We start from the raw sequence: 17,822 nt of genomic DNA, 5'->3' as shown, positions 1-17,822 counted from the left end.
GTCAGGTTGTGAAAGCGGGGAGGGAAAACGCGGTCGGCGCCTAGCCGTCAGGCGGGGCCTTGGCGCGAGTTCGAGTATGTGGCGCGCCGGTCATCGGCTTCGCTCCAATGATGCATTCTTCGTACATCTATACGGGCGCATTTGAAACATGCAAGCGAAATGCATATAATTCGGGGGTGCGGCGGGAAGACGCGCGGCTGGAGATCTTCATGCGCCTGACGCGCTACACCGACTATGCGATGCGCGTGCTGCTCTACCTGGGCGCACGGCAAGATCGTCTCTGCTCGATCGCAGAAATTTCAGGTGCTTATGGTGTATCGCAAAACCATCTGATGAAGGTTGTCAGCGATCTGGTGAACGCCGGCTACCTTGTCAGCGTAAGGGGGCGTTTCGGGGGCGTGCGCCTGGCGCGATCCCCGGCCGATATCAATATCGGCGCTGTTGTGCGTCACACGGAGGACGGTTTTGATCTGGTCGATTGCAGCAGTTGCGTCATCGCCCCGGCCTGCGGCCTGACCGGCGCTCTTCATCAGGCTCTGGCGGCCTTCATGCAGGTGCTGGACGGCTATACGCTGGAAACCCTGCTGGCGCGCCGTGCCGATATGGCCGGGCTTTTCGCGCAAATTGAAACAGCGCCCAAGCCGGCGGAAGGGTGAGGGACGGCGATATGCAGAGGCAGGGGCTTTCGGCGGCCCCTGCCTCTGGCGCTCGGTCCTAGCCTTCGACCTGGATCACGCCGCGCCGGATCTGATCCAGCTCGATGGACTCGAACAGGGCCTGGAAGTTGCCGTTGCCGAAGCCCTCGTTGCCCTTGCGCTGGATGATCTCAAAGAAGATCGGACCGAACAGGTTGTCGGTGAAGATCTGCAGCAGCAGGCCCTCCTCTCCGACATTGCCGTCGATCAGGATACGGTTCTTCTTCAGGCGCTCCAGGTCCTCGCCGTGGCCGGGCACGCGCTTGTCGACCAGCTCGTAATAGGTCTCGATCGTGTCCTGAAGCTTGACGCCGCGGGCGCGCAGCTTCTCGACGGTCTCGTAGATATTGTCCGTCGTCATCGCCAGGTGCTGGATGCCCTCGCCGTTGTACTGGCGGATGAATTCCTCGATCTGGGACTTGTCGTCCTGGCTTTCGTTCAGCGGGATGCGGATCGCCTTGTCAGGGGCGATCATGGCCTGGGAGAAGAGGCCGGTCGCCTGACCCTTGATGTCGAAATACTTCTGCTCCTCGAAGCCGAAGATCTGGTTGTAGAAGGTCGACCAGGTGCGCATCTGGCCGCGCTTCACGTTGTGGGTCAGGTGGTCGAGGATATCGAGGCCGACACCATTGGCCGCCTCGGCTTCGCGCCAGCCTTCGATCTCGGTCCAGCCGTCATAGAGCGAGCCCTTCGCGCCGTGCTGGTCCACCAGATAGAGGTAGGAGCCGCCGATGCCCTGAAGCACCCTGGCGTCGGCGTCCAGGGCGCCGACCGAGGCGTCCGCCGCCTGGGCGCCGCGCGACAGGGCCAGGTCATAGGCCTGGGCGGCGTCGGCGACGCGGAAGGCCATGCCCGAGGCCGAGGGGCCGTGGGCGGCGCGGAAATCGGCGGCCTGACCGGTCGGCTCGTCATTGACCAGCAGATTGGTGCGGCATTGCTTGTAGCGGGTGATCTTCTTGGTCGGGTGGGTGTGGGTGGCGACGAAGCCCAGCTGTTCGATCAGGTCCTTCATGGCGGCGGGATCGGGGCTGGTGAACTCGACGAATTCGAAGCCGTCGAGGCCGATGGGGTTTTCCGGGGTGATGGTCATGGTCGGCTCCGATGCCTGCCGGCGCTAGAGAGGCGGGAAGCCGGGCAGCGGCTCGAACGCCCTGAAGGGAGAGCGAGCTCGAACTCGAGCTCAATCCTGATGTCGGCAGCATGCCTCAGGTCGCCTGAAGGGCGTCTTTCAAATTTCCCGCATCTTGCGCTAAAAATGAAACGAGGTTTCAAAATCGGGTTCAAAATGAAGCAAAATGGGTTGGACGACGTTGATCGACGATTGCTGAGGGCCTTGCAGGCCGATGCGGGATTGAGCCATGCCGCCCTGGGGGAAAAGGCGGGAACTTCGCCTGCCTCATGCTGGCGACGGATCAAGGCGATGGAAGAGGCAGGTGTTCTGAAGGCCGCTGTGCGTCTCGTGGACGCCGACCGTGTCGGTCGAGGCGTCAACGTGATGTGCCAGGTGCGGATGCGCTCACACACTCCGGATGACCGCCGCGCTTTCGAGGACTACCTGGTCACCCGACCTGACGTCATGGAGGCCCACTCCATGTCGGGGGAATGGGATTACCTGTTACGTGTCGTGGCGGCGGATGTGGCGGGCTACGAACGCTTTCTGATGCGGGACCTGCTCAATCATCCGAATGTCGCCACCGCCGCCTCGCATTTCGCGCTCAGCCAGGTGAAGTATACGACAGCCGTGCCGGTTTGAGCTCTTCTCTTCGGCGTCTTCGCACTGTCAGAAGATCGACGTGTTTCCGCATTCTGATCGTCGCGTATCCTTTGCAAAAGGTCACTAACTGCGGCTTCAGGCGAATACACGGGGCGCAGGCGAATACGACCATGATCACAGGGCTGAGGAACAAGCTCGCCGGCGTCAGTGCGCTGGCCTTGGCGCTGGCTGTCAGCGGGGCTGCGCTGGCGCAGGACGCGGCGGCTCCGGCGGTGGCTTCCGCCGTGGACACGACCTCGACGGGCGAGGCGAACAGCGGCGTGATCGTGCTGGGCCATGATGCGCGCCGTCACCGGCTGGTGTCGGCGGCGGGCCTGGCCGGACTGGAAGTCTTTGATCTGGCGGGCGTACGCCTGCTCGGCGTTCCTGCGGGCGAGGCCGGCGGTCTGGATATCCGCTACGGCTTCCCGATCAAGGGGCAGCTCGAGACCTTGCTGGTTTCGACCGACAAGACCAACAACAGCCTGCGCATTTTCGCCATGCGCAATGACGCGCCGGTCGAGGTCGGGGCGCGTTCCGTGCCCATGGGCTTTGCCGTCGAGGATGTCTGCTTGCTGCGCAACGCCAGCGACGGCGGTCTTTACGCCATAGCGGTGGGCGACGGCGGCGAGATCGAGCAACTGCTTCTCTATGTTGATGCGGAGGGCCGGGTGGACGCCCGTTCGGCGCGCCGTATCAACCTGCCGTCCAAGATCAAATACTGCGTCGCCGACGATGCGACAGGCCAGCTGTATGTTTCACAACAGGCGGTGGGGGTCTGGCGCTTCAACGGCGATCCGGAAGCTGACGCGGCGCCCGCCCTGGTCGACGCCGTCGGTCTGGGCCGTATCAGCGAAGAGAGCGGCTCGCTGGCTCTCTATGACGGCGGTCAGGGCGCGCGTTATCTGATCGCCACCGACGCCTCCAGCGGACGGCTCTTTGTTTATGACCACGGCGCGGGCGACGCCTATGTCGGGGCGGTCAGCCTGAACGGACGTGGCGGAGCGACCGTCAAGGAGCCGGGCGCGCTGCAGGCCGTCGGCACGCCCCTTGGGGCGGCGCTGCCGTCGGGCGCTCTGCTGGTGGCGGACGAGGATGCGGCGGCGGGCCCGGACTACAAGCTGGTGTCCATCGCGGCGCTGACCGGAGCGCTCAACCTGTCGGCGGGCACGCCGCAGGACGCTCGCGCAGTCGCGGCGCCGCGCTTCCCGGCGGTCGTCGCCGTGGCGGAAACCGCGCCGGTCGGCAGCCCCGGCGACGCCGCCGACGATCCGGCCATCTGGGCCGATCCGGCCAATCCGGCGAACAGCCTGATCATCGGCACGGACAAGAAGGCCGGGCTCAACCTCTATGACATGCAGGGTCGCGTGCTTCAGCATCTGCCCGACGGCAAGATGAACAATATCGACCTGCGCGAAGGCTTCATCCTGGACGGCCAGCCGGTGATTCTGGTCACGGCCAGCGACAGGACCAACAAGGCCGTCGCCATCTATCGTCTCGACACCGAGGCGCGTCGCCTGATCAACGTGGCGGACGGCGTGCAGGCGACCGGACAGGGCGATCCCTATGGCCAGTGCATGTATCGCTCCGCTCGCAGCGGCAAGACCTATGTCTTCATCAACGACTCCAACGGTGAAATGCGTCAGTGGGAGTTGATCGACGCCGGAAACGGCAAGGTGCGCGCGGAGCGCGTGCGCGACTTCGCCTTCTCCAGCCAGGTCGAGGGCTGCGTCGCCGATGACGCCAGCGGCCTGCTGTTCGTGGCCGAGGAAGACGTCGGCCTGTGGCGTTTGTCGGCTGAGCCTGATGGCGGCTCGGCCATGACCATGGTCGCCCGCATCAGCGAGAATCCGGCGCTGAGGGACGATATGGAAGGCGTCGGCCTCTATGATCTGGGCGATGGACGCGGCTATCTGGTGGCCTCCAGTCAGGGCAACGACAGCTACGCTGTCTTCCGGCGCGAAGGCGATCAGGCCTATATGGGCTCCTTCATCGTCGTTGCTGACGGCCAGCGCGGCATCGACGGCGTGTCCGAAACCGATGGTCTTGAGGTCACCAGCCGCAACCTCGGCCCTGGTTTTGAACATGGCGCCCTGATCGCTCAGGATGGACGCAACGTCCTGCCGGGTGAGAACCAGAATTTCAAATATGTGCCGTGGACGTCGATCGCAGGTGCGCTGGGACTGGAAGTGCTGCGGTAGTCCTGACGCGTCTCAGACCCTGCCGCGCACGGGGATCAAGGCTCCGGTGACCCCTGAGGCGGCGTCGCTGGCGAGAAACAGCATCACCGTCGCCAGTTCCTGCGGTTGCACCCAGGTCGAGAAGTCGGCGTCCGTCATGTCGGCCCGGTTGGCCGGCGTGTCTATGATCGACGGCAGCACGGCGTTGACCGTGAGCGGGAGGGCCCTGGTTTCATCCGCCAGGGCTTCGGTCAGCTTGTGCACGCCGGCCTTGGAAGCGGCGTAGGCGCCCATGCCATTGCCGGCTTGAAGCGCGCCCAGAGCGCCGACATTGACGATGCGTCCTGTGGTCGAGGCGGTGAGATGGGGCAGGGCGGCGCGGCAGGCGTTGAGCACGGTCGTCAGGTTTATCCGGTGCATCCGATCCCAGTTCTGGAGCGGTCCTTCGGTCGTTTGCCAGACGAAGCCTCCAACTGCGTTGAGGAGGTGATCGATGCCGCCGAAGCGTTCCGCCACGGCGTCCATGGCCGCTTGGGTTGCGGTGGGATCGGTCAGATCAACGCCGCCAAGGTTCATCCAGGAGCTGTCGTCGGGACGATGCGCCGGGCCATGATCGATAGCCGCGACGATGTCGCCTCGGCTCAAGGCGGCTTCCGCGAGCGCCTGGCCGAGCACCCCGGAGGCGCCGGTGATCACAGTGACTCGATTGCTCATGACTGGCCCCTCGGGATGGTTCGAATTCCAGGAAGAGCGATCCGTCTCTGAAAGCGGACTGCGAGTAAAGAGGCCGCCTGTATCTTCGGGGCATGCGTGTGGGCGGGCCCCTCAGAGTTCGACCTGAATTTCTCAGGTCCTGGGTGCTGTCGCCTTCAAGGCGCCCTTGCGCGTGATCAGCAGGCCGAACGCCGCCGCCAGCGGGAACATCAGCACGCCATAGACGGCGGCCGGCAATGACATGTCCGGAACCGCCAGCACCGACTCGGCGATGACGATGGCGAGGGTGGCGTTATGCAGGCCGACCTCGAAGGCGCTGGCGATCGACTGCTCGCGATTGATGCGGAACAGGCGCGGGATGATAAAGCCTATGCCCAGGCTGAGAATGCAGAAGCTGACGACGATGCCGGACAGGGCCAGGATGTCATCCTTCAACACGGCGAAGTTGGACACGACCGCCCCCGCGATCACCAGGGTCAGAATGACGACCGAGGCCAGTCGCACCGGCTTGTCCATGGCGCGGGCGAAGCCGGGCTTGAGGCCGCGGACCAGCATGCCGAGGCCGACGGGGCCCAGAACGATCATGAAGACTTCTATGGTCTTCTTCAGTTGCAGTCCCACGGTCATGTCGCCCGGCTGGAACCAGGCGATCGACAGGTTGACGATGACCGGCAGGGTCAGGACTGCGATGACCGAGTTGATCGCCGTCAGGCTGATGTTCAGGGCCACGTCGCCACGGAACAGGTGGCTGTAGAGATTGGCCGTGGTTCCGCCGGGCGACGCCGCCAGCAGCATCATGCCCACCGCCAGCACCGGCGGCAGGCGGAACAGCAGCACCAGCCCGAAACAGACGGCGGGCAGAAGCAGAAGCTGACAGGCGAGGGCGACAGCGACCGCCTTGGGGCGCTTGCCGATGCGGGCGAAATCACCGGGCGTCAGGTCCAGTCCCAACCCGAACATGATGATGCCCAGCGCGATCGGAAGACCGATCATGGCCAAGGGTGAATCCATGGTCTTTTCCTCCCCCGAGAAACCTCAGACCTGACCGGCGAGCGCGCGTCCCGCCGCCCGACCCGAGAAGATGCACCCGCCCAGGAAGGTGCCTTCCAGCGCATTGTAACCATGTAATCCGCCGCCGCCGAAGCCCGCAGCTTCGCCTGCGGCGTATAGTCCCTCGAAGGGTGTTCCGTCGGCTTTCAGCACCCGGCCGGACAGATCGGTCTGAAGCCCGCCGAGCGACTTGCGCGTGAGGACGTGCAGTCTGACCCCGATCAGCGGCCCGGCTCCGGGGTCCAGCAGTCGATGCGGCGTCGCCGTCCGCGCCAGCCGGTCGCCCAGGTATCGGCGGCTGTTGTGGATGCTCATGATCTGAACATCCTTGGAGTAGGGGTTATCCATCTGGGCGTCGCGGTCCTCGACCTGCTGGCGGATCAGGGCAGGGTCCAGCAGGGGGCGCTTGGTCAGGCCGTTCATCCGGGCGACCAGGGTCTCCAGGTCATCGGCGACAACGAAGTCGGCGCCCTTGTGCTTGAAGGCGTCCACGGCGGGCGGCGCGCCCTTGCCCAGCCGTGACATCAGCACCTTGAGCAGCTTGCGCTCGGTGATGTCCAGGTTCTGCTCGGACCCTGACAGGGCGAATTCCTTCTCCAGGATCTTCTGGCTGACGATGAACCAGGAATGGTCATGCTCGGCCAGGTCCGGCGTGGTCCGCAGATATTTCAGCGTGGCTATGGTGTCGTGGCCGGGCAGGGCGGGCGAAGGCAGCCGCCGTCCGAGCGCATCCAGCCATAACGGCGACGGACCGGGCAGGATGCGGATGGCGTGTCTGGGCCAGATCGGGTCCCAGTTCTGCACCCCTTCGACATAGTGCCACATGCGGTCACGGTTCACGAGCCGCGCGCCGCTGTCGCCGGCGATGTCCAGCATCCGGCCGTCGACATAGGCGGGGACGCCCGTGATCATGTTCTTCGGCGGCGTGCCGAGCCGTTCCGGCCAGAAGCGGCGCACCTTGTCATGGTCGCCGCCAATTCCGCCGGACGCTAGGATGACGGCCCCCGCCCTCAGGGTGAAGTCGCTGACCACGTGGCGATTGGACGGTGCGCCACGCGGCGCATCGTCCGGCGACAGGATCGCGCCGGTCACCCCGGTGACGTGTCCGCCCTCCACCAGCAGTTGATCGACCCGGCGGCGGTGGTGGAAGGTCAGCCGCCCTTGTCGTGCGGCCTCTCGCGCCCGATCAGCGAAGGGCTCGGACACGCCGGTCCCTGTGCCCCAGGCGACGTGGAAGCGTGGTACGGAATTGCCGTGGCCAAAGGCCTCACCCCCGCCGCGTTCGGCCCAGCCGACCATTGGCGTCAGGCTGATCCCCTGCTGTCTCAGCCATGCGCGCTTCTCGCCAGCGGCGAACTCGACATAGGCGCGCGCCCACTGCACGGCCCATTCGTCTTCCGCCAGCAACCCGTCCGTTCGGTCCCAGCCGGCGCTGCCCCGCCAGTCGCGCCAGGCCAGATCGAAGCTGTCGCGCACGCCCAGCTTACGCTGCTCCGGCGAGTTGACCAGAAACAGACCTCCAAAGGACCAGAAGGCCTGACCGCCCAGGTTGGCGGAGTTTTCCTGATCCACCAAGGCCACGCGCTTGCCTGCCGAAACCAGTTCGTTGGCGGCCACCAGCCCGGCCAGTCCTCCGCCCACGATGATGATGTCTGTGTTCATTGCCACCTCCGCCTGATCGTTATCAGCTAACATAATTGTTAATACGAAACGAGCGTTTCTTTGGCGAACATAGGTGTCAATATGTATTGACAGGTAGGTGAGTAGCGTGATGGTCTGAGCCTAACCGCAGTCGGCGCCGCCCCGACTTGCGGAACCAATCGGCGGCGAGGAAATGCAGCGGACCCGTTGGGGAACGGGCCGCGCCCTGGGGAGGGGTCTTGATGGCGACATCGGTCGTTCACGCGCGCTTGGCCGCGACGGTATCCATTCTGGCGTTGACCGTGGCCGCGCCGGCCCTAGCCCAGACGGCGCCGCCGAGCGAGCCTGCCACGGCTGTCGAGGACATCATCGTTACGGCTCAGAAACGCGAGGAGTCGATCCAGGACGTGCCGATCGCGGTGACCGCCCTGTCGGCGGAGAACCTCGAGGCCATGCGCATCGACGGCGGGTCCGAGCTGGTGCGCGCCGTACCGAATGTCAGCTTCTCCAAGAACAATTTCAGCATGTACAACTTCTCGATCCGGGGGATCGGGACCAAGGCGGTGTCGGCCAGCAGCGACCCGGCTGTCGCGGTCAGCTTCAACAACTCTCCTCTGACCCGGAACCGTCTGTTCGAGCAGGAATACCTGGATGTGAACCGGGTCGAGGTCTTGCGGGGGCCGCAGGGCACGCTTTACGGCCGCAACGCCACGGGCGGCGTGGTCAATATGATCCCCAATCTGCCGGGCCCGGATTTCGAGGCCATGCTGAAGGCTGAAGCGGGTAATTTCGGCTCCACGCGCGGCCAGATGATGGTCAACATCCCTCTGACAGACACCTTCTGGGTGCGCGCTGCGGCGTCGACGACCAAGCGTGATGGTTTTGACTACAACACCTTCACAGAGCGTCGGGTGAACAACCGCGATCTGTGGTCTACTCGCCTGTCAGCCGCGTGGGAGCCGACGGATCGCTTCCGCGCCAATCTTATCTGGGAGCATTTCGAGGAAGACGATCAGCGCTCGCGGACCGGCAAGCAGCTCTGCACCAAGGACCCCGGTCCGACCCAGCTCGGCGATACTCCCATTACCTCGACCTTCCTGCAGAACCGGCTGAGCCAGGGGTGTTTGCCGCGCACCCTGTTCAGTGATGCGGCCTATGACTCGCCGAACGGCGGCGCATTTGGCCATATCTTCATGGCGGGCACCGTGGACTACGGGTCTCTTCCGAACTTCGGGGGGCAGCAGTATGCGGTCGACTACAGCGTCGATCCCTATATGGGCGTTACCCAGTCGCGTGATTTGAGAGAGATTTCCAGCGCCTATGATCCCAGGTTCAGGGCGAAGAACGATGTTGTTCAGTTCAACATCGAATTCGATATTTCCGACAATCTGTCGCTGATCTCGCAGACGGCCTACGCCAAAGACGATTTCTGGTCGACCCAGGACTATAATCGCTTCGTAAGCAATCCTATCTTCGCGGACTCGTCCCAGCCCTTCGTCGATTGGGCCGGAAATCCGGTGGTCAGTTCGCCCTGGGTGACGCCTGGCGGTTTCTACACAGACCCGCAGCTGGGGACGTCCAATAGGATGATCAGTGCGGACCTGAGTTCGTCCGACAACCGCCAATGGTCACAGGAATTCCGTCTTCAGTCAGATTTTGATGGACGGTTCAATTTCAACATCGGCGCCAACTACATAGATTTCAAAACTGAAGACAACTATTACGTCTTCAACAACGTATTCACCTTCTTGGCTGAATATTTCTATAATATCGACTCGAGTTCCTTCCTCTATACCGATGGCCTGCTCAGCCAGGAGTGCGATGAGAACGCCACGGCGTGGAAGGAGTGCATCTATGTCGACCGCAGCTCGATCAATCAGTTGGCCGGCGACGGTCACAACTATTTCCGAAGCCGAAATGTCGTGAAGGTTCGTTCCTGGGCGCTGTTCGGCGAGGGGTATTGGGATCTTCGACCCGATCTGCGCATGACGGTGGGGCTGCGATACACGGACGACCAGAAGGTCACCACGCCCTATCCCAGCCAGTTGCTGATGGGGGCCAATCCGGACGGAACGGGCGGGCAGGGATCGGGCGGCTATGTCAGTCGTGGTTATCCCGCGCTCCCGGACATCAAGCAGTCGTGGGGCGCGGTCACCGGACGGTTTGTTCTGGACTGGAAGCCGGAGCTGTCCTTTACCGATGACACCCTGGTCTATGCTTCGTATGCGCGGGGCTACAAGGGGGGCGGCACCAATCCGCCCCGCGTCGACATCAATCCCGAGGTGATCCAGTATCAGCCTCTGGCCGAGGATTTCGAGCCGGAATATGTCAATGCGTTCGAGATCGGGACCAAGAACACCTTCCACGACGGTCGAATTCGCCTGAACGCCAACGCCTTCTACTATGACTACAAGGACTATCAGGTCTCTCAGATCGTCGATCGTATCTCTCTGAATGAGAATTTCGACGCGCGGATATGGGGGGCTGAACTGGAAGCCATCTTCCATGTGACCGACCGGTTCCGGCTTGATTCCAACCTCGGCTATCTGAACACGCGGATTGCTGGCGGCGAGGGATCGATCGACGTGATGAACCGCACCCAGGGCAATGCCGATTGGACCCTGCTGCGCCCTTGGGTTCAGGTGCCGTCCAACTGTATCGCGCCGACCGAGCACGTTGAAACCATCCTGAACTCGGGCATGCCGGACACCTTCCTGATGTGGGGGCTGCAGGGGCTTTGCTCGGGGTCGAAGAGGTCTGGATCGTTTGACCCGGATTTCAACTCCTTGCTGCCGCTCTATCTGCTGTTCGGCTTCGAGTATGATCCTCTGACCGAGGCGCCGAACGGCGGTCGCGGCTTCATGGCGGATCTCGGCGGAAACGAGTTGCCGAATTCGCCGAACTGGACCCTCAACTTCGGCGCCCAGTATGTCTTCTCGTTCAGCGGTTGGGACATGACCGTGCGCGGGGACTACTACTGGCAGGACGCCAGCTACGCTCGGATATTCAATACCGAGTATGATCGCCTGAAGGCCTGGGACAGTCTGAACCTGTCGATCGTTGTCGAAAATGCGAGCAAGGATCTGGTCTTTACCGCCTATGTGAAGAACGTCTTCGATGACGCGCCCATCACCGACATGTTCACCAACAGCGACGACACCGGCTTGACGGCCAACGTGTTCACGCTGGACCCGAGGTTGTTCGCCTTCAGCGTGAGCAAGAGATTCTGATGGCGTGAATTTTGACAGATAAAGTCCCCGTACCAGAAGCGGATTTCTTTTCCGCTTCTGGTTGTTCTTTGTGATTTGTGAGGTGCATCAGCAATGGTGCGCCATTTTTTCCAATTTCAGAATATAGTGATCAATTTACTTCTAGAAAATTGCTCCGTTAATATAGATTCTAGGTTGTATAATTTCCCAATGATGTCTACTTTGATGTGTCAATAATGACCGTTTCCGTTGAAATATCAGCGGATAATAATGGGAGGCTAGAAATGAAGTCTGTAATCAAGTCTATCGCCCTCGTTTCCACGCTGGCCGCCAGCATGGCTGTTTTCGGGCAGGCCAGCGCCAGCACGATTACTCTTCCGAAGACCGTTACCGGCACGGTGACGGTCAAGCAGTCCATCCAGATCACCTGCAACTTCTCCGGCACGCTGCAACTGGACAGCACGGGCCAGCTCGTGATCGCTAACCCGACCTTCAGCGCAGGCAATATCCTGTGCGGCGGCGCGGTGAAGCCCAACGCGGGTCCGTGGGTCGTCTCGGGCGTTTCTCTCACCGGCGCGCACTCGGGCGTTCCTGTCACCATCTCGAACGTCGGCGCTTCGACCTTCCTTGGCGGCAACTGCCTGGGCAACATCACCGGCACCCTGTCGGACAGCGGAACCTCCGGTCATACGCTGACCGTTCCTGGCCCGCAGACCATCCCTGGCACGCCGAGCAGCTGCCAGATCATCGGCGGCACCTTCAACTTCTGATTGGTGGTTGGATGTGTAATGAATGGGGGCGTGCAAACGTCCCCATTCAGCCTTCAATGATTGAAATCAAAGACGTTTCAAAGCGTTACGGAGAAATTTTCGCTCTTAGCGAAATCTCCGCTTCGATCGGAAGCGGAGAGTTTGTTGCGATTGTCGGCAACTCTGGATCGGGCAAAAGCACGCTGATGAACGTGCTGGGCGTCATGGATGGCGACTTCTCGGGTTCCGTTCGCATGTTCGACGTCGAGGTGTCCGATCTTTCCGCCGCGGCTGCGGCCCGGCTGCGCAATGAACGGATTGGGTTTGTTTTTCAGTCCTTTCATCTCCTGCCTCGCCTGGCGGCGTGGGAAAATGTCGCCTTGCCGCTGCTTCACCGCGGCGTGCGGCGGGAGGAGCGCAAGGTCAGGGCGCTGGCCATGCTGGATCGCGTCGGTCTGGCTGACCGCGTGGACCACAGGCCCGAGCAGCTTTCTGGCGGGCAGCGTCAGCGCGTCGCCATCGCCCGTGCTCTGGTGGGGGAGCCCAGGCTGATCCTGGCGGATGAACCGACAGGCAACCTGGACAGCCGGACCGGTGCCCAGATCATGGCTCTGTTCCGGGCGTTGAATCGGGAGCTTGGCGTCACTGTCGTCATGGTGACTCATGATCGAGAGATCGCGGCCCAGTGTGACCGTGCGATAGAAATTCGGGACGGACGCGTACAGCAGCCCGAGGTTGCAAGATGATCGCCAAGGGCTTCAGTCTGGACGAACTGGCGCGCGAAGCCTTTTCGAACCTGCGCGGGCAGGGGCGGCGTTCGCTTCTGGCCTTGCTAGGGGTGGTGATCGGATCAGCCGCCATCGTGGCCCTGATGAACATCGCCTATATCGCCCAGGCGACCACATTGAAGAGCTTCCAGCAGACAGGTGTTGACGTCTTGTCGATCCAGCTGGAGGCGCCGGGCGGGCGGGGGATCGACATCCCTGGTCTGAAAGCCCTTGTCGCCGACGACGCGGACGCCCTGATGGCGGCGCCCTACGCCGCAACGACCAGCATGGTCGCCGCAGGTTCCAGGATCCAGAGCGCTACGGTGGCGGGCATCACGCCCATGATGGAGCAGGTCGCGCACCTGCCGCTTGAGCAGGGGCGTCGCCTGGAAGCGATCGACGCCTGCAGTCGGGTGGCTGTGGTCGGAAACAAGCTGGCGTCCGGATTGTCTTCTCCGGGAGCGGCGATCGTGCCCGGGCAGGTGATTCACATCGGCGCGTACGGCTATACTGTGGTCGGCGTGCTGAAGGCGGTCGCCTATCAATCCTTGAGCCCCATCCCGTATGACGATGCTGTTCTGATCCCGTTGGAGTGCGCCCGTCAGGTCATGCCGGGCGACGGCGCCACGGGGGCCCTGGTTCGTCTACGCACGACTGCAGACAGCGCGGCGGCGGTGGATCGCTATACCGCAGCGCTTTCAACGCCCCAGGCGCCGGTGCGAGTGCAGGACGCCCGGTCCATGATCGAGACGATGAAGAAGCAGATGTCTCTGCTGGGCGGGGTCCTGATCGCTATCGGCTCCATTTCCTTGCTGGTGGGCGGCGTCGGCGTGATGAATGTCATGTTGATGACCGTCATGGAGCGCCGCCGTGAGATCGGGTTGCGCGCGGCCATCGGCGCCACGCCGAACGAGATCCGTATGATGTTCCTGATCGAGGCGATCCTGCTCACCGTGGCGGGAGGACTTCTCGGGGATGTTCTGGGCGTGCTTCTGACCTGGGTGGCGACGCTGTTTCTGCCGTTCGACTTTGGCGTCAACTGGATGGTCCTGTTTCTGGGGGCGGGCGTGGCGGCGGGGGTGGGGCTGATCTTCGGCCTGTATCCGGCCATCTCGGCGTCCCGCATTTCACCAATCGAGGCCTTGCGTGGAGATTGAGGTGACCCGGTTGATCGGCGTGATCATGGTGGCGGTGCTGGCCGCAGGCAGCCCTGCCGCGGCGCAGATCAGCCCTCGTCCCATATCGCCTGTCGTGCTCCCGCCTGGCGTGTCTATTCCTGCCGGTGCGCCTTTGGAGCTGACCCTGGACGAGGCGGTCGCCCTTGCGTTGCGCCATAACCGGGGCGTGCGCTCGGCCTATCTGCAACGGGTGGTTCAGCGGTTCGATCTGCGAGTGGCCGAGCGCGCCTTTGTTCCGCAGGGCGGCATCGGCGTTGAGGTGGTGCAGCGGCGCCGTGACGGCGATACGCGCGGTGAAACCGTCATCAGCCCGTCGGCGTCCTGGCTGACTCCGCTTGGCGGTTCGGTCTCTTTCATCTGGGCGCGCGCCACGCCGCTCGGTGGCGACGGCGACGAGTATGACACCGCCGGGGTCAGTCTGAACCAGCCGCTGCTGCGCGGCGCTGGACTGGCTGTGAACATGGCGCCTGTTCGCATCGCTCGCCTGCAGGAAGAGATCAACCGGCTGCAACTGGAGGCGACCGTTTCGGGGACGGTCAGTTCCGTCATCACCGCCTACCGCAGCCTTGCCCAGGCCCAGGAACAGGCGCGCCTGGCCGAGGTGTCGCTTGAACGCACCCAGGGCCTTCTGGAAACCAACCGCGCGCTGATTGCGGCTGGACGCATGGCGGCTTCGGATATCGTGCAGACGGAATCGGGCGTGGCCAACCAGGAAGTCGCCGTGTTTCAGGCGCGACAGCAGGTGGCGTCGTCTCAACTGGCGTTGCTTCAACTGCTGGCGCTCGCGTCCAGAACCAATGTGGTGGCGATTGAGCCCATGGAAGCGTCCAGGGTGGAGGTCGACCTTGATCAGGCCATGCAGAGGGCCTTTGATTCTCGCGTGGATCTTCTGGCCCAGCGCAAGGCGCTGGAACAGATGCGCCAGTCCGTGATCGTGGCGCGTAATCAACGGCTCTGGGATCTTTCACTGGTGGCCTCGGCCACGCGCGATGACGGGCCGCGCTTTCTCGGTCGCTATGATGAAACCGACACGTCGGTCGGACTGCGGCTGAGCATTCCCATAGGCGATCTGTCGCGGCGTCAGACCTGGCTGGCGGCCGAGACCGGAATGCAGACCGCCGAACTGGCGTTCGAGGAGATGAAGCAGTCGGTCGAGAGCCAGGTTCTGGACGCCGTGCAATCGGTCGAGGCCAACTGGCGGCAGGTCGAGGCGGCCAGGCGCGCCCGCGCGCTTTCAGAACGAGCGCTCGAGATCGGCCAGGAGAGATTGCGGTTCGGTCGCGCCTCTAATTTCGAGGTTCTGTCGCTCCAGGCTGACTTGCGCGCGGCGGATGCGCAGGAGCTTTCCGCCAATATCGCCTACCTCAATGCGCTGACAGCGCTGGACCAGCAGATCGGGAGCACGCTCGAGACATGGCGCATTTCCTTGAACGACTAGGTCGACGGTGGCGGCGATGGCTTTACCTGGGGGGGGCTGTCGTGGCCGGCGCCGTCCTGCTGGTGGGCATGGCTCGCGGCGGCGGCGAAGGCCCTGGCGACGCCCTCGAGCAGAGCCTTGTGGTGCAGCGCGGGCCCTTTGTCGTTTCCGCCAACTTCGCTGGACGGATAGCGCCTGGCGACAGGGTTGATCTGACCGCTCCGGCTGATGCCGCCGTGCTGCGGCTTGGCTTTACCTATGGCGATCAGGTGGAAGCGGGGCAGGTCCTGGTCGAACTGGATGCCGCTGATGTCGGGCGAAGTCGGGTCGAGGCCGAGGTCGCCTGGCTGAAGGCCGAGGATGAGGCGCGGCGCATGCAGAACTGGGGGGAGGGCGCGGAGATGCGCCGGGCGTCTCGCGCGGTGACGGCCGCTGCAGATGAACTGGGCGATCTGGAAGCCCGGCTGGCGGAAACCAGAGCGCTTCTGGATCGCGGTCTCGTCCCTCGAAGCGAATACGACGCCCTGTTGCAGCAACGCCGCCAGCGGCAAGCCGTCTTGACGGCGGCGCGAGAGGATCTAGCCGACACCGCGCGGCGCGGGCAGGGAGGAGACCGCCGGATCGCCTTGCTGCAAAGGGATGTGGCGCGGTCGCGCTATACTTCCGTCGGCGGCGCCGAAGGTGCTGTCATCCGGGCGCCCGAGGCGGGGGTCATCGTCCGGCCGGACAGCGGGGGCGAGCAGGGCGACAAGGGCGTTCACGCGGGCGGTCGTGTCACCAAGGGGCAGTTGCTGGGCGTAATCGCCAGCACAGCCGGACTTGATGTCGTCTTTACCCTGGACGAAGCGGACCTGAATTCCGTCACGCCGGGGCAGAAGGCGATTGTAACCGGCCCGGGTTTCGGCGGGGAGAGCCTGAACGGCGTCGTCACGGGCGTTGCGGGTGAAGCCGAGGCGGCGCAGGGCGGTGGGAAGGCGACCTTCACCGCGCGCATTCGGCTTGATCCCCTGTCAGAGGCGGCCGCGCGAAACGTGCGCATCGGCATGACCGCCAATATTTCGGTCGTGGCCTACGAGAATGCAACAGCCATATCTGTGCCGCCCCAGGCGGTGCAGGGGGCGGCGCCCCAGGCCTTTGTGCTGGTGCGCTCCCGCGAAGGCGGCGCGCTGCAACAAAGGCCGGTCAAGGTGGGGCGTGTGGGGCCGGCAGGGGTGGAGATTCTGTCCGGATTGCGCGCCGGCGACACGGTGGTGTGGCGTGTTCCGGCGCCGCCGCCGACATGACGCCGAGCGCTCAGCCCCGCGTGGCGTCGTATCTGGCGAACTCGTGGGCGATGCAGCGGTCGATCAGCAGGCGCCAGACCGGCTCGGCGATGTCGGGGGACAGGCCGGCGGGTTCGGCCGCCTTGAGCACCTTGGCCACCACGTCGTCGATGCGAGCCTGGTCGAAGACGGCGTCGCGGTTCGGTTTGATGCGGGCGGCGGCGTCCATATAGCGCTGGCGCTCGGCCAGCAGGGTCACCAGGGCGCGGTCCAGGGCGTCCACGCCCTGACGCACGTCGACCATGGTGGCGCAGTCTTCCGGGGCCTTGCGGTCGTCGATGGCGACGGAGCGGGGGGCGGTCATCAGGTCAGCCGACAAAGGCGCGCTCCAGAACATAGTCGCCGGGTTCGGCGTTCGAGCCTTCCTTGAGGCCGTAGGTTTCCAGCAGTTCGCCGGTCTCCTTGATCATGGCCATCGAGCCGCACAGCATGACGCGGTCGCTGTTGGGCGAGAAGCCGATGGGCAGTTGCAGGTCGGCGAAGACATCGCCTGACTTGATGCGGTCGGTGATCCGGCCCGGCGTCTCGAAGCGCTCGCGGGTCACGGTCGGATAATAGGTCAGCTGGGCCTTGGCCTCGTCGCCGATCAGCGGGTCGTCGTGGATCTCGTGGCTGAAGAAGTCGCGATAGGCCAGGTCGGCGACGTTGCGCACCGTGTGGCAGACGATGACCTGCTTGAAGCGCGAATAGGTTTCGGGGTCGCGCGCCACAGACAACCAGGGCGCCAGGCCCGTGCCCGTGCCGATCAGCCACAGACGCTCGCCGCCGGTCAGGGCGTCCAGCACCAGGGTGCCGGTCGGCTTCTTGCCCATCAGGACGCTGTCACCCGCCACGATCTTCTGCAGGCGCGAGGTCAGGGGGCCGTCCTCGACCTTGATGGAGAAGAACTCCAGCTCCTCGGCCCAGAAGGGGCTGGCGATGGAGTAGGCGCGCAGCACCGGCTTGCCGCCGTCCTCGCCCGGCAGGCCGATCATGACGAACTCGCCCGAGCGGAAGCGGAAATCCTCGGGCCGTTTCACGCCGAAGCTGAACAGCTGATCGTTCCAGTGGCGGACCCACAGGACTTCGAGTTCGTGGAAGGGGCTGGCCTTGACGGGCGGCGCGGAGAGGGGGGCGTCGGACATGGCGACTACCTAGGCCGTCGCGG

The 17,822-nt window shown here is 63.8% G+C and carries 15 protein-coding genes; 9 read left to right on the top strand and 6 right to left on the bottom strand.

Annotation, left to right across the window (positions count from 1 at the left end; translation table 11 throughout):
* Positions 1 to 209: 209 nt before the first annotated feature.
* Entirely contained in the window at positions 210 to 656 is a 447-nt protein-coding gene (locus ACZ5XO_RS10225; protein WP_464162250.1) for an RrF2 family transcriptional regulator, read from the top strand.
* Between the two features lie 58 nt (positions 657 to 714).
* Here the strand turns inward: ACZ5XO_RS10225 and hppD are convergent, their stop codons facing one another.
* The gene (hppD, locus tag ACZ5XO_RS10220) at positions 715 to 1,785 is read right to left on the bottom strand and encodes a 4-hydroxyphenylpyruvate dioxygenase (RefSeq protein ID WP_464162249.1); all 1,071 of its coding nucleotides are present in this window, start codon (positions 1,783 to 1,785) and stop codon (positions 715 to 717) included.
* A 165-nt stretch (positions 1,786 to 1,950) separates the two neighbouring features.
* Here hppD and ACZ5XO_RS10215 point away from each other — a divergent pair, with 165 nt between their 5' ends.
* Together ACZ5XO_RS10215 and ACZ5XO_RS10210 are read left to right on the top strand one after the other, a co-directional pair.
* On the top strand, positions 1,951 to 2,448 hold the full coding sequence (locus tag ACZ5XO_RS10215; protein ID WP_464162248.1) for an Lrp/AsnC family transcriptional regulator: 498 nt from the start codon (positions 1,951 to 1,953) through the stop codon (positions 2,446 to 2,448).
* A 131-nt stretch (positions 2,449 to 2,579) separates the two neighbouring features.
* Positions 2,580 to 4,649 carry a phytase gene (locus tag ACZ5XO_RS10210; protein WP_464162247.1) on the top strand — a complete coding sequence of 690 codons (2,070 nt, stop codon included), beginning with the start codon at positions 2,580 to 2,582 and terminating at the stop codon, positions 4,647 to 4,649.
* 12 nt (positions 4,650 to 4,661) lie between these two features.
* Here the strand turns inward: ACZ5XO_RS10210 and ACZ5XO_RS10205 are convergent, their stop codons facing one another.
* From ACZ5XO_RS10205 to ACZ5XO_RS10195, 3 genes are all read right to left on the bottom strand, one after another.
* Entirely contained in the window at positions 4,662 to 5,342 is a 681-nt protein-coding gene (locus tag ACZ5XO_RS10205; protein ID WP_464162246.1) for an SDR family oxidoreductase, read from the bottom strand.
* Between the two features lie 132 nt (positions 5,343 to 5,474).
* Complete coding sequence (locus ACZ5XO_RS10200) at positions 5,475 to 6,353, bottom strand: bile acid:sodium symporter family protein (RefSeq protein WP_464162245.1); 879 nt, start codon at positions 6,351 to 6,353, stop codon at positions 5,475 to 5,477.
* Positions 6,354 to 6,377: 24 nt separating this feature from the next.
* Positions 6,378 to 8,054 (bottom strand): FAD-binding dehydrogenase, encoded by a 1,677-nt coding sequence (locus ACZ5XO_RS10195; protein ID WP_464162244.1) that lies wholly within the window; start codon positions 8,052 to 8,054, stop codon positions 6,378 to 6,380.
* Positions 8,055 to 8,275: 221 nt separating this feature from the next.
* Here ACZ5XO_RS10195 and ACZ5XO_RS10190 point away from each other — a divergent pair, with 221 nt between their 5' ends.
* The 6 genes from ACZ5XO_RS10190 to ACZ5XO_RS10165 all read left to right on the top strand — a co-directional run bounded on the left by ACZ5XO_RS10190 (position 8,276) and on the right by ACZ5XO_RS10165 (position 16,636).
* The gene (locus tag ACZ5XO_RS10190) at positions 8,276 to 11,263 is read left to right on the top strand and encodes a TonB-dependent receptor (RefSeq protein WP_464162243.1); all 2,988 of its coding nucleotides are present in this window, start codon (positions 8,276 to 8,278) and stop codon (positions 11,261 to 11,263) included.
* A 263-nt stretch (positions 11,264 to 11,526) separates the two neighbouring features.
* Entirely contained in the window at positions 11,527 to 12,012 is a 486-nt protein-coding gene (locus ACZ5XO_RS10185) for a hypothetical protein (RefSeq protein WP_464162242.1), read from the top strand.
* 56 nt (positions 12,013 to 12,068) lie between these two features.
* Positions 12,069 to 12,737, top strand: a complete 669-nt coding sequence (locus ACZ5XO_RS10180; protein WP_464162241.1) for an ABC transporter ATP-binding protein — start codon at positions 12,069 to 12,071, stop codon at positions 12,735 to 12,737.
* Positions 12,734 to 13,915 carry an ABC transporter permease gene (locus ACZ5XO_RS10175; protein ID WP_464162240.1) on the top strand — a complete coding sequence of 394 codons (1,182 nt, stop codon included), beginning with the start codon at positions 12,734 to 12,736 and terminating at the stop codon, positions 13,913 to 13,915. Before ACZ5XO_RS10180 ends, ACZ5XO_RS10175 begins: the two co-directional genes overlap by 4 nt.
* A 1-nt stretch (position 13,916) precedes the next feature.
* On the top strand, positions 13,917 to 15,374 hold the full coding sequence (locus tag ACZ5XO_RS10170; protein ID WP_464162239.1) for a TolC family protein: 1,458 nt from the start codon (positions 13,917 to 13,919) through the stop codon (positions 15,372 to 15,374).
* 41 nt (positions 15,375 to 15,415) lie between these two features.
* Positions 15,416 to 16,636, top strand: a complete 1,221-nt coding sequence (locus ACZ5XO_RS10165; protein ID WP_464162238.1) for an efflux RND transporter periplasmic adaptor subunit — start codon at positions 15,416 to 15,418, stop codon at positions 16,634 to 16,636.
* Positions 16,637 to 16,646: 10 nt separating this feature from the next.
* On the opposite strand, the gene ACZ5XO_RS10160 is transcribed toward ACZ5XO_RS10165, so the two are convergent.
* Together ACZ5XO_RS10160 and ACZ5XO_RS10155 are read right to left on the bottom strand one after the other, a co-directional pair.
* Positions 16,647 to 16,979 (bottom strand): chorismate mutase, encoded by a 333-nt coding sequence (locus ACZ5XO_RS10160; RefSeq protein ID WP_464162237.1) that lies wholly within the window; start codon positions 16,977 to 16,979, stop codon positions 16,647 to 16,649.
* A 4-nt stretch (positions 16,980 to 16,983) separates the two neighbouring features.
* Entirely contained in the window at positions 16,984 to 17,799 is an 816-nt protein-coding gene (locus ACZ5XO_RS10155; protein WP_464162236.1) for a ferredoxin--NADP reductase, read from the bottom strand.
* Between the last annotated feature and the right edge of the window lie 23 nt (positions 17,800 to 17,822).

This window comes from Brevundimonas sp. T2-11, from assembly GCF_055397675.1.
This window is presented reverse-complemented; position numbering and strand designations above follow the sequence as displayed.